Source organism: Campylobacter concisus (assembly GCF_002913545.1).
GTDB lineage: Bacteria > Campylobacterota > Campylobacteria > Campylobacterales > Campylobacteraceae > Campylobacter_A > Campylobacter_A concisus_AV.
This window is the reverse complement of record NZ_PPBR01000046.1, coordinates 1-14,850: the sequence shown is the minus strand read 5'-3', so window position 1 is coordinate 14,850 and position 14,850 is coordinate 1. Positions and strand designations below refer to the sequence as shown.

At 36.7% G+C, this 14,850-nt stretch carries 17 protein-coding genes; all 17 read left to right on the top strand.

What is annotated here, in order from left to right; translation table 11 throughout:
- The first annotated feature begins 308 nt into the window (after window positions 1–308).
- Window positions 309–1,046, top strand: a complete 738-nt coding sequence (locus CYP05_RS03380; RefSeq protein WP_103641998.1) for a hypothetical protein — start codon at window positions 309–311, stop codon at window positions 1,044–1,046.
- A complete protein-coding gene (locus CYP05_RS03375; RefSeq protein WP_103641997.1) occupies window positions 1,039–1,254 on the top strand; it encodes a hypothetical protein in 216 nt (71 codons plus the stop codon). Before CYP05_RS03380 ends, CYP05_RS03375 begins: the two co-directional genes overlap by 8 nt.
- Window positions 1,255–1,280: 26 nt before the next feature.
- Window positions 1,281–1,835 carry a hypothetical protein gene (locus tag CYP05_RS03370; RefSeq protein WP_141090270.1) on the top strand — a complete coding sequence of 185 codons (555 nt, stop codon included), beginning with the start codon at window positions 1,281–1,283 and terminating at the stop codon, window positions 1,833–1,835.
- Between the two features lie 177 nt (window positions 1,836–2,012).
- Window positions 2,013–2,801, top strand: coding sequence for a 30S ribosomal protein S2 (gene rpsB / locus CYP05_RS03365; protein WP_002941277.1), 789 nt, complete (start codon window positions 2,013–2,015; stop codon window positions 2,799–2,801).
- Window positions 2,801–3,865, top strand: a complete 1,065-nt coding sequence (gene tsf / locus CYP05_RS03360; protein WP_002941206.1) for a translation elongation factor Ts — start codon at window positions 2,801–2,803, stop codon at window positions 3,863–3,865. The genes rpsB and tsf overlap by 1 nt, the downstream gene beginning before the upstream one ends.
- Window positions 3,865–4,509 (top strand): ABC transporter ATP-binding protein, encoded by a 645-nt coding sequence (locus CYP05_RS03355; RefSeq protein ID WP_021085398.1) that lies wholly within the window; start codon window positions 3,865–3,867, stop codon window positions 4,507–4,509. The genes tsf and CYP05_RS03355 overlap by 1 nt, the downstream gene beginning before the upstream one ends.
- 89 nt (window positions 4,510–4,598) lie before the next feature.
- Window positions 4,599–5,360, top strand: coding sequence for a flagellar biosynthetic protein FliR (fliR, locus tag CYP05_RS03350; protein ID WP_103641995.1), 762 nt, complete (start codon window positions 4,599–4,601; stop codon window positions 5,358–5,360).
- Window positions 5,361–5,417: 57 nt separating this feature from the next.
- On the top strand, window positions 5,418–6,986 hold the full coding sequence (locus CYP05_RS03345; RefSeq protein WP_103641994.1) for a Highly acidic protein: 1,569 nt from the start codon (window positions 5,418–5,420) through the stop codon (window positions 6,984–6,986).
- Window positions 6,987–7,598 (top strand): guanylate kinase, encoded by a 612-nt coding sequence (gene gmk, locus CYP05_RS03340; RefSeq protein WP_009294763.1) that lies wholly within the window; start codon window positions 6,987–6,989, stop codon window positions 7,596–7,598.
- 51 nt (window positions 7,599–7,649) lie between these two features.
- On the top strand, window positions 7,650–7,871 hold the full coding sequence (gene tatA, locus CYP05_RS03335; protein WP_103566667.1) for a twin-arginine translocase TatA/TatE family subunit: 222 nt from the start codon (window positions 7,650–7,652) through the stop codon (window positions 7,869–7,871).
- 9 nt (window positions 7,872–7,880) lie between these two features.
- Entirely contained in the window at window positions 7,881–9,464 is a 1,584-nt protein-coding gene (gene argS / locus CYP05_RS03330) for an arginine--tRNA ligase (protein ID WP_103641993.1), read from the top strand.
- A 5-nt stretch (window positions 9,465–9,469) separates the two neighbouring features.
- Window positions 9,470–10,204 (top strand): SAM-dependent methyltransferase, encoded by a 735-nt coding sequence (locus CYP05_RS03325; protein ID WP_103641992.1) that lies wholly within the window; start codon window positions 9,470–9,472, stop codon window positions 10,202–10,204.
- Window positions 10,201–11,388: a UDP-N-acetylglucosamine 4,6-dehydratase gene (locus tag CYP05_RS03320; protein ID WP_103641991.1), complete on the top strand. Its 1,188-nt coding sequence runs from the start codon at window positions 10,201–10,203 to the stop codon at window positions 11,386–11,388. The genes CYP05_RS03325 and CYP05_RS03320 overlap by 4 nt, the downstream gene beginning before the upstream one ends.
- Window positions 11,375–12,526 (top strand): LegC family aminotransferase, encoded by a 1,152-nt coding sequence (locus tag CYP05_RS03315; protein ID WP_103641990.1) that lies wholly within the window; start codon window positions 11,375–11,377, stop codon window positions 12,524–12,526. The genes CYP05_RS03320 and CYP05_RS03315 overlap by 14 nt, the downstream gene beginning before the upstream one ends.
- A gap of 2 nt (window positions 12,527–12,528) precedes the next feature.
- On the top strand, window positions 12,529–13,140 hold the full coding sequence (locus CYP05_RS03310) for an acetyltransferase (protein WP_103641989.1): 612 nt from the start codon (window positions 12,529–12,531) through the stop codon (window positions 13,138–13,140).
- Between the two features lie 24 nt (window positions 13,141–13,164).
- A complete protein-coding gene (neuB, locus tag CYP05_RS03305) occupies window positions 13,165–14,166 on the top strand; it encodes an N-acetylneuraminate synthase (RefSeq protein WP_103641988.1) in 1,002 nt (333 codons plus the stop codon).
- A gap of 129 nt (window positions 14,167–14,295) precedes the next feature.
- Window positions 14,296–14,850: NAD-dependent epimerase/dehydratase family protein (locus CYP05_RS03300; RefSeq protein ID WP_141090269.1), on the top strand; the 555-nt coding region annotated here is incomplete at its 3' end.

The following is a 14,850-nucleotide window of genomic DNA, read 5'->3' as shown; positions in this document are numbered from 1 at the left end:
TACTTGTTTTCTCTTCATATGTGTGTTTGCGTCGTGCTCTTGATTGTATTCATCTGTGATTTCATTCGGATTTCTGTGTTTTTTTTTTTTGTTAACATCGAGCAACTACCTTAGTCTTATTTTCTGTTCTTTGTGTGGTGTTTATGTTTTAATAAAGTACTGTTTTTTTACAAAGTTTTTTTTTTTTTTTTTTTTTTTTTTTAAAATTTTAAAATTCCCTTTTTTAAAATTTTTTATTACCTAATTAAAAACATTTTTAAGGGGGGGGGGGGGGTAAATTATCCACTAAAAACAAAAAGGATAAATACATGCTACTCCACTATAAAAATATACTAAATGACTTCCTGGATTGTTCTAGTAAAGAAATTTATGATTTAGTAAATGAGAATAATGCTAAAGAAATAATTTACTATACTTTGCCTTTTTTAAAAGAACATTGTAAAGAAGAAGATAAAACAGCAATAGAAGACGTAGATAATAATTTAAACTTCACTATCTACTCCTTGAATGACATTAGCAACAATAATATATGCGGATGCATATTAAATAAAGCAAATTTGATATCTGATGGAAATATATGTTCTAGTTTGTGTATTGTGTTTTCTTTAACTATTTTAGTAGCTATTGCTAATAAATATAATTTGCTTAATAATGCTGAGGAGATTATTGAACTTTGTAAAGATAAATGGGAAAAATGCTTAAATGATTATGAAGAAAAAAGTAGAGATGATCAAAGTAAGATTGAAGCTTTTATATCAAAACACAAATGTTTTGTAGATTATGATAAAAAGATTTTAGGCTATATAAAAAATAAATATGACAATAAACATATAAAAATCATGCAAGATATAAAATTACTTCCAGAGTATATTGAAGCTGATGGCAGTAATATATCAAACATTTTTGACCCATTTAAGAATTTAAAGATACCGACCTATTTAAAGCCTTATTATTTATTATGTGTTGCTTTAGAAGTTTGTGACAAATATGATTTTAAAAGAGAATGTGAAAGTATTTTAAATAAATATGGAGCTAAAAATGATTGAAATGAATAACTTGTATTTTTGGATTGACTCTGTATTTGGATTTTTAATAGTTGGCTTGTCTGTAGCAATTTATTCTGAAATAAAAAAAGATAAGGACAATGTGCTAAACAATAATAAAAAAGAGATAGAAGATCATGAAATAGTGGAAATAGAATTAAGTGAATTAGAAGAAATAGAAATACTACCGTCCAATAACAACAAGCGATAAAGTCATAAATAGTCACGAGAAAAAAGATGGAAAAATCTGAATTAAAAGAATATGTAAAACATCTACTCAAAGGTATCTTAATGTATTTTATGATCATGCTATTTGTACGTGGATTTGATATAAATATAAAAGAAATTTTTGGTCATTTTTTATTTTCAATAGTAATGGGAGCAATCTGGTATTTTATATTAGTTAAAATACTTGGTTTCATTGCTGGGGTATTTAAAATAGGCGCTGATGCTACAATTCTTACTATAGCATCTACAAAGCAGTATTTTGATGAACAAAAAGAAAAACGAGAAAGAGCTTTACAAGCTGAAATAGACGAAATGGCTAGACAAGATCAAATAAAGCGCGAAAAAATCATAAATTCATACGAATACCAAGAGCAACAGCGAAGAGAAAAGCACATCGAGGATATAAGACGATATGTGAGAAGGCTTACTGATGAACTTATAAATATTCCTGCTTACGATCATGATAAAAGAGCAGAGTATGAAAAATCACTAAAGGAAGCAATAGATCGTCTTGAAACTTTAGAAAGAGCAGAAAAGGCTTTTAAACACATAGACCTACCATAAGATAAAAACCATATGCTTTGATTGTTTCTTAAATTTAGCTTCAATAAAGCCAAGTTTCAATATAATCCAAGCTTTATTTCACACACGACAATCCTAAATTTGGTTGCGCGAAAGCATTAATGGTCGTGGAGGATAAAACTAAATTCAAGGCAAAATGCCTAAAACAAGGAGAAACTCATGGTAACTATGAGAGATTTATTAGAGTGTGGCGTACATTTTGGTCACCAAACACGCCGCTGGAACCCAAAGATGAAAAAATTTATCTTTGGTGAGAGAAAAGGTATCTATATTATAGATCTACAAAAGACTATCCGCTACTTCCGCTACACTTACAACATCGTTCGTGACGCAGCTGCTGAGGGCAAGTCAGTTCTATTTGTCGGTACTAAAAAACAAGCTATCGACGCTATAAAAGAGTACGCTGAAAAATGTGGAATGCCTTATGTAAATCACCGCTGGTTAGGTGGTATGATGACAAACTTCGGTACTATCCGCCAGTCTATCCGCAAACTAGAAGTTATCGAGACTATGGAAGAAGATGGTTCGATAAATTTATTAACTAAAAAAGAGGCTTTGATGCTTCGCCGCAAAAAAGAGAAGCTTATCGCAACTCTTGGTGGTATCCGCAATATGAAAAGCCTACCTGATATGATATTTGTTGTTGATACAGTTAAAGAAAAAATCGCCGTTCAAGAGGCAAATCGCCTAAAGATCCCAGTTGTAGCACCGATCGATACAAACTGTGATCCTGACGTTGTTGATTATCCTATCCCAGGAAACGATGACGCGATCCGCTCTGTTCAGCTTTTCTGCCAAGAGATGGCTGAGGCGATCAACGAAGGCAAATCACTTCTTGAGCAAGATGGTGGCGAGCAAGCTGCTGGCGAAGAAGTAAGCCAAGACGAGAAAGACGCAGTTGTAGCTGAGGCTATGAGCGAAGAAGACTTTGGCGAGGACGAAGAGTAATGGAAATAACTGCACAAATGGTAAAAGAGCTCCGCGAATCAACCGGAGCTGGCATGATGGACTGCAAAAAGGCACTTGGCGAAGCAAATGGCGACATGGAAAAAGCTGTTGACATCCTTCGCGAAAAGGGCCTAGGTCAAGCTGCTAAAAAAGCTGACCGCCTTGCAAGCGAGGGCTTAGTAAGTGTTGAAGTTTGCTCAAAATGTAAAAAAGCAACTATCAGCGAGATCAACTCTGAGACTGACTTTGTTGCTAGAAACCCACAGTTTCAAGCACTTGCAAAAGATACAACAGCTCACATCCAATCAAGTGGCATAAAAACAGTTGAAGAGCTAAATACAAGCACTTTAAACGGTGTTAAATTTGAAGAATACTTCAAAACTCAGATCGCAACTATCGGTGAAAACCTTGTAGTTCGCCGCTTTGAGACTATTAGCGCTGATGATAAGGGCGTGGTAAATGGCTACGTTCACTCAAATGGCCGTGTTGGCGTGCTTATCGGTGCAGCTTGCGAAAGTGCTGAAGTTGCAAACAAAGCAGCTGAATTTATAAGAAATTTATGTATGCATGCAGCTGCTATGAAGCCAAGCGTTATAAGCTACAAAGATCTTGATAAAGATTTTGTTGAGAAAGAATTTATCGCACTTCGCGCTGAGCTTGAAAAAGAAAATGAAGAGCTAAAACGCCTAGGCAAGCCACTTCACCACATCCCTGAGTATGCTAGCCGCTGCCAGATAGGTGAGGCAGAGCTTGCAAAAGCTACAAAAGCGATCGAAGAAGAGTTAAAAGCTGAGGGCAAACCTGAGAAAATTTGGGACAAGATCATCCCTGGCAAAATCGAGAGATTTTACGCTGATAACACAGTGCTTGATCAACGCCTTACACTTTTAGGTCAGTTTTATGTAATGGACGATAAAAAGACTATCGAACAAGTTATCGAAGAGAAGAGCAAAGAGCTTGGCGGCAAGATCGAGATCGTAAAATACGTTCGTTTCGAGCTTGGCGAAGGCTTAGAGAAAAAAGTAGATGACTTTGCTGCAGAAGTTGCTGCTCAAATAGGCTAATGGAAATTTTAAGAGCGTCTAATCTAGGCTTTGCGTATGATTATACGCTCTTTAACAATATAAATTTAACTCTCAATCAAAAACAAAGCATCGCGATAACCGGCGTTAGCGGTTGTGGCAAATCAACACTTTTACACATACTTTCAACACTTTTAAAACCAAATTTTGGTGAGGTTATCTATCAAGATAGATTGATCTATGAGCTTTCTCAAAACGAGCTTTTGGCCATTAGAAGGCTTCATTTTGGCATCATTTTTCAGTCGCACTATCTTTTTAAAGGTTTTAGCGCTTATGAAAATATTGAGCTTGCAAGCATCTTATCTGGCGAAAATATAGAAAAAAATGATCTTGAAGCGCTTAAAATTTCAAGCGTAATAAATCAAAAAGTTGGTGAGCTAAGTGGCGGCCAGCAGCAACGCGTCAGTATCGCTAGAGTGCTTACAAAAAAGCCAAAGATCATCTTTGCAGACGAGCCAACGGGCAACCTTGACAAGCAAACAGCAAATGAAGTGATGCAAGTTTTATTTGACTATATAAATGAAAACAATGCTGCCCTTGTTCTAGTCACTCACGACAACGACCTAGCCGCGAAATGCGACAACTCATACAAGCTTGAGAACAAAGAGCTTGTGCAAATTTCTTAAAATTTAGCTTCAAATTTCTAAAAACTATCGCTTAAATTTAAAAACAAAGTAAAATTTTGTAAAATTAGTAAAAAATTTAAAAGAGCAAAATGGAACTAGTAGAATTTTTTGGAGCCGATAAAGTAATAGTTTTTATGCTTTTGTTTGCACGCCTAAGCGGTCTCATCGTCTTTTTTCCATTTTATTCACACAACCAAATTCCTCTTAGCGTAAAAACGCTTTTAGTTTTTGTCCTTTGCGTCGTGCTATTTCCCATCTCAAAAGCTCATGAAAACTCTATAAATTTCTTAATCGGCGAGATCTTAGGTGAGGTCATGCTGGGTCTAAGTGCAGGACTTATGCTAACCATCATCTTTGCTACACTTCAAATGGCAGGCGAGCAAATTTCCATGGTCATGGGCTTTTCGATGGCCTCTGTGCTTGATCCGCAAACTGGCACAAACTCTCCAGTCATAGCAAACCTTATAAATTTCATCGCGTTACTAACATTTCTAGCCTTTGACGGTCACCATTTGCTCCTTCAGTTTTACGCTAGCTCGCTTGCTGTTGTGCCTCTTGGCGATTTTTATCCACGCTTTGGCATCATGAGCTATGCGATAAATTTATTTACAAATTTGTTTATGTTTGGCTTTATCATGTCATTTCCCATCATCGCCCTCTCTTTGCTCTCAGACTCTATCTTTGGCATGCTAATGAAGACGATGCCACAGTTTAACCTACTAGTCATCGGCTATCCTATCAAAGTGACGATCGGATTTTCCGTTTTGATAGCTATTTTAGCAGGCATTATGAAGATAATGAGCGACCTACTTTTAAAAGTGATAAATGATCTGCCGGCTCTATTTTTTTAAGAAAATAGCAATGAAATTTATCATAAAATACAGCTTCAAGTGCTTCAAGGAGGGATTATGAAAGTCGCGCTCGTAAACAAAAATCCAGCAGTTTCACGTCTCATAACACTAAGTCTAAATAAAATAGGTGTAGAGTATGTAGAATTTGATGATGTTAATGCAGTAAGTGGTGAATTTGACTATATTATTATTGACAGCGATATGGAGAGCGCTGATATAAAATTTGACCAAAAAGTGATGTATCTAGCCCCAAGAGGCGGCATAAAGCCTGATTTTGCTGACATTATGCTTGAAAAGCCATTCCTCCCTACCGAATTTATAAATTTATTTGAAGAAAGTAAGGCGGTTAATGTGGCTGGTGATGATACAAAGGCTGAACTAGGACTTGATGATTCCGCAAACTTCGATGATTTTGAACATATTGATGAAAATTATGAAGAACTACAAAATTTTGAGTTGCCAGAAATTGACACAGATTTTGAAAATTTAGCAAAAGAAGATGAAACCGAAAAATTAGATGATAATGTTTTAAATGATGAGCTTTTAAAAGAGCACTTAGAAGATTCTAGTGTTGGAGATTTAGAAGATGAAGAGATCAGTTTGGATGAGGCTGATACTGAGCTAATTGACGAAAATAGTGAAGAAACTGAAGCGGCTAATGAAAATGTAGATGATGAATCTAGTAAAACGCCAAAAGTAGAAGAAACTATCGAAGATGGGTTAAGCAGTGATTTTGGGGATCTTAGCGCACTTGTTGATGAGATAGAAAATATGGACGAGAGCAGCCCAGTAGATGAAGAAGCTAGAGACGAGCTTGAAAAGATCGTTGAGCAAAATACACAAAATTTAAAAACAGACGAGAATGATGAAGAGTTAGATGATATTAGTCAAAGTAAAAAAGAGCTTAGTGAGATCGATTCGCTTGATGAAGAGCTAAATAGTGAAGAAGCTGATGAGGAAAATAAAAATTTAGAGGATACTGAGCTAGATGTTCAAAATTTAGAGCAAGAAGAGCTAAATATAGATGAGCTAGCTAAATTTGATGATGAAGATAGTCTTGAAAATGAGATAAATTTGGAAGATGAGCCTAAAAATGATGAGAATTTAGATGAGAGCTCTGAGGCTGATGAAGAGCAAATTCAAGTAGATGATGAAAAAGCAGAAGAAGATATAGAAGAAGAGGCTCTAGATGAAATTTCAAGTGAGGAGCTAGAAAATTTAGAGCCTAGTGATGGCAAAAACGCTTCTAGTGAGATGTCAGTAGAAGAGCTAGAAGATGTGAGTGAGCCAGAAGCCAAAGAATATCTAGGCCTTGCGGATGAAACTTTTGAAGAAGAAAATGCTCAAGAAGAAGACACGAAAGAAGAGAGTAAAGACGCAGCATCAAGTGAGTTAAATTTTGACATGGCATCGATAGATGATATAGATGAAAACACGATGTTAGCGGCATTTGGGCTAAAAGATATGCCTCAAACAAGCTCAAAAAATGAGACAAAAGAAGACTATAAAGAAGAGCTAACTAAAAAGATCACAAAACACGTCCGTGAGTCACTAAATGAGAGCTCGCTAAGAGATGTGCTAAAAGATATGAACATCAAGATAAATATAAGTTTCGAGGAAAAGTAGTTGCAAGGACAAATTTTAGTAGTTTCGGGACCTAGTGGAAGCGGTAAAAGCACGCTTTTGGGCCGTCTTTTAAAGGAGGAGAAAGACCTATATTTTTCTATCTCAAGCACAACAAGAGCCAAAAGAGAAGGCGAAGTTGATGGGGTGGATTATTATTTTATAAAAGAAGATGAATTTAAAAGCGGTATAGAAAAAGGTGAGTTTTTAGAGTGGGCGCAGGTGCATAAAAACTACTATGGCACAAGCTTAAAGCCAGTCTTAGCAGCACTTGAAGCCGGAAAGATAGTGATATTTGACATCGATGTGCAGGGCTTTCACATCGCACTTGAGAAATTTAAAAGCTATATCACTTCAGTTTTTATAACAACTGCGAATAAAAAAGAGCTAAAAAGGCGCTTGAAAAACCGCGGAACAGATAGTGATGAGACGATAGAAAATCGCTTAATGAACGCAGTTGGTGAGATGGAGCATATTTTAGAGTATGATTATTTTTTAGTAAATGATGATATAGAAAAGAGCTATAAAGGGCTAAAATCAATCCTTCGAGCGATGAGGTTAAAAAGCGCTAAGATAAACTTAAGAAATGTCATCGACGAGTGGATAGATTGTTAGAAATTCAGGAATTTATGATAATATTTTGAGAAAATTTGATAAGGAGAAAAAATGGGTTCTTTTAGTATTGGCCACTGGTTGATCGTTTTGGCGATCATTGTATTACTTTTTGGAGCAAAGAAGATCCCAGAGCTTGCAAAAGGACTAGGTAAGGGCATAAAGACTTTTAAAGCTGAGATGGAGGACACAACACCTGAAAAGAGCGAGAAAGTCGAGCATAAAGAAGAGAGCGCTGCTAGTCATAAGATAGAAGAAACAACTAAAAACGCATAGGTTTTAGAGTTGAAAAATAAAATAAAAGCTGAAATTTCAAAGGTTTTAGAGCGTAAATTTGTGCTTGAAAAGCCAAAGGATAAAAATTTAGCCCACTATGCGACGCCGCTTTTTAGCCTCGCAAAAGAGTTAAGAAAGTCGCCAGCTATGATAGCTAGCGAGTTTGCTGATAAATTTAGTGATAGCAAGATAGTTGAAGCTAGCGCGGTAAATGGCTACTTAAATTTCAAGCTTAAGAGCGAATTTTTAGATGAAATTTCAAAGCAAATTTTGCTAGATAGTGAAAATTTTGCAAAAGAAGATGCGAAAAAAGACAGCTATTTAATAGAATACATCAGCGCAAATCCGACTGGGCCGCTTCACATCGGACACGTTAGAGGCGCAGTTTATGGCGATACGTTGGCAAGACTTGGCAAAAGACTTGGCTACGCTATCTCAACAGAATACTACATAAACGATGCTGGCAATCAAATAGATATGCTTGGCACTTCGATATCACTTGCGGCTAAAGAGCAGCTTTTTAACGAAAGTGTCGTCTATCCAGAGAAATATTACCGCGGGGATTATATTTTAGATATCGCTAAGCTTGCAAATGAGAAATTTGGTAAGGAAATTTTTTATGACGAGAGCAGAAACCTTGAGCTTGCTGAGTTTGGCAAGGATATCGTGCTTGAGATCATCAAAAAAGACTTGGCTGATGTTGGCATTTTTATAGAGAGCTGGGCTAGCGAAAAAGCTCTTTACGACCGCCTGGAGCCAACTATAGAAAAGCTAAAACGCTCAAATCAAATGTATGAAAAAGAGGGCGCTATCTATATCGCTTCTACCACACTTGGTGATGACAACGATAGGGTTGTGGTTAGAAATGACGGCAGACCGACATATCTAGCTGGCGACATCATCTATCATAACGCTAAATTTGAGAAAAATTTTGACCACTATATAAACATTTGGGGCGCGGATCACCACGGATATATCGCAAGGCTAAAGGCTGCGATAAATTTCCTTGGATACGACGAAAATAGGCTTGAAGTGATACTTATGCAGATGGTTAGCTTACTAAAAGAGGGCAAGCCATATAAAATGAGCAAGCGTGCTGGCAATGCGGTGCTGATGAGCGATATCGCGAGTGAGATCGGTGCTGAGGCGCTTAGATTTATCTTTATAAGTAAAGCAAATACGAGTAGTTTGGAATTTGACGTGGATGAGCTTAAAAAAGAGGATAGCTCAAACCCTATCTTTTATATAAATTACGCTCACGCTAGGATAAATCAGGTCTTTGCAAAGGCTGAAAAAAGCGTTAGTGACGTGATAAATGCAGACTTTGAATGCCTAGATGAAAATGCTAAAAATTTACTTTTTGAAGCGCTTATCTTGCCTGAAATTTTAGAGGATGCTTTTGCTTCAAGGCAGCTTCAAAAAATACCAGACTATCTGAAGTCGCTGGCTGCTAGCTTTCATAAATTTTATAATGAAAACCGTGTGGTTGGAAACGAAAACGAAGATAGCTTGCTAAAAGTTTTTGCAGTTGTCGCTATCTCGATAAAAACAGCATTTAATATAATGGGAATCAAAGCTAAAGAAAGGATGTAATTACTATGTTAAGTTTTAATGATTTTAAAGAAATGGCCCAAAATACTTCTCTAAATAATATAGAAAAAGTTGGGTTTTCTAATTTACATAGAAAGGAAACAGAGGCAAATATTTTTCCGGATATTTTAAACAAATTAAAAATAAAGCAAGAATCTAAAGGATCAAAAATTATAATGGATATTGGGTGTGGTTGTTCTGGTCCTGTTAGATCTCTCATAGAATATTCTAAGCAAAATAACTTCATTTTATATTTAGTTGACTCGAAAGAAATGCTAGATAATTTACCAAATGAACCTTTTATAAATAAAATTCCATATGAATTTCCATACAATTACGATTATGGTCAGTTGTATTCAAAAGTTGACTATATTATTGTTTATTCTGTTTTGCAACTAGTTGTTTATCATTCTAACTATGTAAGATTTTTGGATGAATGTATACAGCTTCTTAAAGATACAGGAGGGAGAATGCTGATTGGAGATATTCAAAATATAAGTAAGAAAAAGCGGTTTCTCTCATCTGTGTCTGGTTGTGAATTTCATAAAAAATGGTCACATTCTGATTCTGTACCAGATATTTGTTGGAATAAGCCAGAACCACTTTGTTTTGACGATAGTATGGTTTTTTTTATACTTCAAAGGTATCGCTCTATGGGATGTGAGACTTATTTGCTAGAACAGTCGGATGATCTACCTTTAAATCATACTAGAGAAGATATTCTAGTAGTAAAAAATATATGAATATTTTAGACCTAATAGGTAGAAAAAATCATCTTTTTTTACAAGATTTATTGAAACTAGGAAATGAGTTAAAAAAAATAATTAATACTTCTTCCTTTCTAGTTATCGGTGGGGCTGGCTCGATAGGCTCCGCCGTGACAAAAGAGATCTTTATAAGAGATCCCAAAAAACTCTACGTCGTTGATATCTCTGAAAACAATCTTGTTGAGCTAGTGCGTGACATAAGAAGCGAGTTTGGATATATAAGTGGCGAGTTTAAAACTTTTGCTATAGATGTTGCAAGCGCCGAATTTGACGCACTTTTAGCGCAAAGCGGTGGATTTGACTACGTCTTAAATTTATCAGCGCTAAAGCACGTTAGAAGCGAAAAAGATCCGTTTACGCTTATGAGGATGCTCGAAACAAACATCTTTAATACCGACAAAACGCTAGCACAAGCCTTTAGCATGAAGTCAAAAAAATACTTTTGTGTTAGCACTGATAAGGCAGCAAACCCTGTAAATTTAATGGGAGCTAGCAAGCGTATCATGGAGATGTTTGCGTTTAGGCACTCCTTAGAAATCGACGTCTCGATGGCTAGGTTTGCAAACGTGGCATTTAGTGACGGCTCGCTTCTTTTTGGTTTTCAAAAACGCATAGAAAAGGCTCAGCCCATAGTCGCTCCAAACGACGTCAGGCGCTACTTTTTAACGCCAAAAGAGAGCGGTGAGCTCTGCCTTTTAAGCACCATTTTTGGCGAAAATAGAGATATATTTTTCCCAAAATTAGATGAAAATTTAGACCTCATAACATTTAGCGAGATAGCCAAGCGATACTTAGCAAATTTAGGCTATGAGCCATTTTTATGTGAAAATGAGGAGGAGGCTAGAAAGCTTGCGAAAGTGCTTCCAAAAGATGGCTTTTACCCTTGTCTTTTTGCGCCTAGCGACACGACTGGAGAGAAGGATTATGAGGAGTTTTTCGTTGATGGCGAGAGACTTGACATGCAAAGACTTCAAAATATCGGCATAGTTAAAAATGATGCAAATTTTGACAGCAAAAAGCTAGAAATTTTCAAAAACAATATCTTAAATTTAAAATCAAGCTTGACATGGAGCAAAGAGGAGATTTTGCGCGAAGTTTTCGAGCTCATACCAAATTTTATGCATAAAGAAACAGGAAAGTATCTCGATGAAAAAATGTGATTTTGACGAGGTTTTGAAATTTATAAAAAGTACCTTTGGCAAGGATAAAGTCCCGCTTCACGAGCCTAAATTTATAGGCAATGAGAAAAAATATCTACTTGAGTGCATCGACTCTAGCTTTGTCTCAAGTGTCGGCAAATTTGTCGATGAGTTTGAGAGCAAGCTAGCTCAAATGGTCGGTGCTAAATTTGCAGTTGCCACGACAAATGGCACCTCGGCGCTTCACATCTGCCTAAAACTAGCTGGCGTAGAGCAAAATGACGAAGTGATCACGCAGCCAGTTACTTTTATAGCCACTTGCAACGCCATTAGCTACCTTTTTGCAAAGCCGGTTTTCGTGGATGTTGATCTTGATACACTTGGTATGTCACCAGCGTCACTTAGTGCATTTTTAGAGAAAAACTGCGAGCTAAAAGGCGGCAAATGTATCAATAAAACTAGCGGCAGGATAGTGCGTGCTTGCGTGCCTATGCACACTTTTGGACTGCCTTGCAAGATAGATGAGATAGCTGAAATTTGCAAGCGTTGGAACATCGCTTTAGTAGAAGACTGCGCCGAGAGCCTTGGTAGCTACTATAAAGGCACTCATACGGGGAATTTTGGCAATCTTGCAGCGATGAGCTTTAATGGCAATAAAATAGTCACAAGCGGAGGTGGCGGAGCTATCATCACAAACGATGAGGAGATAGCAAAGCACGCTAAATTTATCACCACAACGGCCAAGGTGCCACATCCTTTTGAGTATCGTCATAGCGAGATCGGATACAACTACCGCTTACCAAATTTAAATGCAGCTCTGCTTGTGGCGCAGCTTGAAAATTTGGAGCTATTTTTAAAGAGCAAACGCGAACTTGCGATGATTTATAAAGAGTATTTTTCTAAATTTGATGATGTGAAATTTATAGATGAGCCAGCGGACGCTAGGTCAAATTTTTGGCTAAATGCGGTGCTCTTTGAAAGCAGTGAAAAACGAGATGAGTTTTTGAAATTTAGCAATGAAAATGGTGTTTTCACGCGTCCTATATGGCAGCTCATGAATGAGCTTGATATGTTTAAGAACTGCCAAAGAGATGAGCTAAAAAATGCTAAATTTCTAAGCGATAGGATAGTAAATATCCCAAGTAGTGCAAGAGTTTAGCCGTGCAAGATATAGTTTTAGTAGGTGGTGGCGGGCACTGTAAAAGTGTGATAGATGTCATCAAGAGCGAAGCTAAATTTAATATAATTGGTATCATAGATACGGCAGAAAATATTGGTAAAAAGGTGCTTGGCTATGAGATCATCGGTAGCGATGATGATCTGGCTGAGGTTTTTACATCATGCAAAAATGCTGTGGTGACGGTTGGGCAGATAAAAAGTAGCGAGCCTAGAAAAAGACTGTTTGCACTGCTAAAAGAGATAGGTTTTATACTTCCAACCATAGTCTCGCCACTTGCGTATATCTCAAAGCATGCAAGTGTAGGTGAGGGAAGCGTGGTGATGCATCATGCCTTGATCAACGCTGGTGCAACTGTCGGTAAAAACTGCATCATAAATACAAAGGCGCTTGTCGAGCATGACGCAACTATCGGCGATCACTGCCATATCTCAACAGCAAGTGTGGTAAATGGTGGCGTTGTCGTGCAAGATGAGACATTCTTTGGCAGCAATGCAACTAGCAAAGAGTATATAGTGATAGGCGAAAATTCTATCATAGGTGGCGGAACTAGCGTGATGAGAAGCTTGGAGAAAAACGCTTTTATAAAGGCGTAAAACTAGCATTTTAAAGGAAGTTTGATGTCAAATAGAGTTTTTATCATAGCTGAGGCTGGGGTTAATCACAATGGCGATATAAATTTAGCTAAAAAACTGATCGACGTGGCAGCCAAAGCCGGCGCTGATGCGGTGAAATTTCAGACTTTTAAGGCTCAAAATCTTGTTTCAAAAAACGCGCAAAAGGCTAGCTATCAAAAAGAAACTACCGATAAAAATGAAAGCCAGTTTGAGATGATAAAAAAGCTTGAACTAGACGAGAACACGCATAAAGAGCTTATAGCCTACTGCAAGCAAAAAAATATCACTTTTCTCTCAACTCCTTTTGATAGCGACAGCATAAAGCTTCTTGATGAGTTGGGGCTTAGCACATTTAAGATCCCAAGTGGCGAGATAACAAATTTACCTTATCTTAGGCAGATAGGTGGGCTTAATAAAAAGATCATTCTCTCAACTGGCATGGCAAATTTAGGCGAGGTGGAAGCTGCGATAGAAACACTTGTAAAAAGTGGCACGAAACGTGAAAACATAAGCCTTCTTCATGCAAATACGCAGTATCCAACGCCAATGGAGGATGTAAATTTAAAGGCGATGGTAACTCTTAAAAATGCCTTTGGGCTTGAGGTCGGATATAGCGATCATACGCTTGGCATCGAGGTTGATATCGCAGCGGTTGCCATGGGCGCAAAGATCATAGAAAAGCACTTTACGCTTGATAAGAGCCTGCCCGGACCTGATCATAAAGCTAGCCTTGAGCCAGATGAGCTAGCGGCTATGGTTAGGGCTATTAGAAATATCGAGCTAGCGCTTGGAGACGGACTAAAGCACTTTAGCAAAAGCGAGAGTGAAAATATCAAAATAGCTAGAAAGTCTATCGTGGCAAAACGAGATATAAAAAAGGGTGAAATTTTTAGCGAGCAAAACATCTGTGTAAAACGTCCAGGAGACGGCATAAATCCTATGAGGTGGGATGAGGTAATCGGGCAAATTTCACAAAAAAACTATAAACAAGATGAACTGATATGAGAAAAATTAAGAATGTATAAGGGTGGTGACATAAATTAAATTGTTTAATAGTTTTTAGTATTATGGTTTTGTTTTTGGGATTACTAGAATACAATAATTAATTTGGCACACCAAAAAAGGAGTTAGTATATGGCAGTTTTGATAATAGGTGGAAGTGGTTTTGTGGGCAGTAATTTAACAAAACACCTATTGTCTAAGAAATTAAATGTTATTGTTTATGTACATCAAAATTTTGGTTTTCTAGATAATTTTGAGCATGTTAACTTAAAGTACATTAGAAACTTCGAAGAGCTGGGTTCTAAAAAGGAGCAAATAGATTGTATATACCATTGTGCATCTTTAATAAGATCAAAGATACAAGTTTTTGAATGCTTCTATGAGTCAAACGTAAGACTGACACTGGAGGTTATTTCTTTGGCAAAAAAGTTAAATATAAAACAACTAGTATATGTTTCTACTGCAAGTATATTTTCAAGGCCTGAGAAAGCTAGAATTTTTAATGAAGATTCAATACCAAATCCATCTTCGTATTACGGATTAACAAAATATATCTCTGAAAAAATTCTATATACAGAATTTAAAAATACTGATATTAAAATATCAATAGTCAGATTTCCTTCAATATTTGGAAGGAATGATATAGATGGAATTGTTAAACTATTTTATGATAATGCTATTAGTCAT

Bases quoted from the DNA above. Each gene is read 5' to 3' on its own strand.
- CYP05_RS03380 (WP_103641998.1), top strand. From the start codon at position 309: ATGCTACTCCACTATAAAAATATACTAAATGACTTCCTGGATTGTTCT.
- CYP05_RS03375 (WP_103641997.1), top strand. From the start codon at position 1,039: ATGATTGAAATGAATAACTTGTATTTTTGGATTGACTCTGTATTTGGA.
- CYP05_RS03370 (WP_141090270.1), top strand. From the start codon at position 1,281: ATGGAAAAATCTGAATTAAAAGAATATGTAAAACATCTACTCAAAGGT.
- rpsB (WP_002941277.1), top strand. From the start codon at position 2,013: ATGGTAACTATGAGAGATTTATTAGAGTGTGGCGTACATTTTGGTCAC.
- tsf (WP_002941206.1), top strand. From the start codon at position 2,801: ATGGAAATAACTGCACAAATGGTAAAAGAGCTCCGCGAATCAACCGGA.
- CYP05_RS03355 (WP_021085398.1), top strand. From the start codon at position 3,865: ATGGAAATTTTAAGAGCGTCTAATCTAGGCTTTGCGTATGATTATACG.
- fliR (WP_103641995.1), top strand. From the start codon at position 4,599: ATGGAACTAGTAGAATTTTTTGGAGCCGATAAAGTAATAGTTTTTATG.
- CYP05_RS03345 (WP_103641994.1), top strand. From the start codon at position 5,418: ATGAAAGTCGCGCTCGTAAACAAAAATCCAGCAGTTTCACGTCTCATA.
- tatA (WP_103566667.1), top strand. From the start codon at position 7,650: ATGGGTTCTTTTAGTATTGGCCACTGGTTGATCGTTTTGGCGATCATT.
- CYP05_RS03325 (WP_103641992.1), top strand. From the start codon at position 9,470: ATGTTAAGTTTTAATGATTTTAAAGAAATGGCCCAAAATACTTCTCTA.
- CYP05_RS03320 (WP_103641991.1), top strand. From the start codon at position 10,201: ATGAATATTTTAGACCTAATAGGTAGAAAAAATCATCTTTTTTTACAA.
- CYP05_RS03315 (WP_103641990.1), top strand. From the start codon at position 11,375: ATGAAAAAATGTGATTTTGACGAGGTTTTGAAATTTATAAAAAGTACC.
- neuB (WP_103641988.1), top strand. From the start codon at position 13,165: ATGTCAAATAGAGTTTTTATCATAGCTGAGGCTGGGGTTAATCACAAT.